The sequence below is a fragment of the Gluconobacter sp. P1D12_c genome, from assembly GCF_018812105.1.
GTDB classification, from domain to species: domain Bacteria; phylum Pseudomonadota; class Alphaproteobacteria; order Acetobacterales; family Acetobacteraceae; genus Gluconobacter; species Gluconobacter oxydans_A.
Map to the genome: position 1 here is coordinate 1 of NZ_JACSIQ010000457.1, position 454 is coordinate 454.

The window sequence follows — 454 nt, forward strand, 5'->3', positions numbered from 1 at the left end:
GGTGAAGCACCCTATGTTCTGGATGGGCTGCTGTATCATGCCAACGGGCTTTCCATTGAAGAGCATTATACCGACACGGGTGGGGCATCGGATCATGTTTTCGGGCTGATGCCCTTCTTTGGTTATCGATTTGCGCCCAGGATACGGGATCTGAAAGAGCGGAAACTTCACCTGTTTCCAGATCAAAGCCCCGGTGATCTCCTGAGTGGAATGGCCGGTGACCCGATCAATACCGATCATGTTGCGGCCCACTGGGACGACCTGCTGCGTCTGGTCACATCCATTCGGAGTGGAACCGTGACGGCCTCGGCCATGCTGCGGAAGCTCGGATCTTATCCCCGTCAGAATGGTCTGGCTGTGGCCTTGCGTGAAGTTGGCCGGATCGAGCGGTCGGTTTTCATGCTCGACTGGATACAGGATCTGGATTTGCGCAGGCGAACCCAGGCAGGGCTCA

The 454-nt window shown here is 56.6% G+C and carries 1 protein-coding gene; it reads left to right on the forward strand.

Annotated elements, in window-relative coordinates:
* On the forward strand, positions 1-454 hold a 454-nt coding region (locus tag KP705_RS17655; RefSeq protein WP_215765222.1), incomplete at both ends, for a Tn3 family transposase.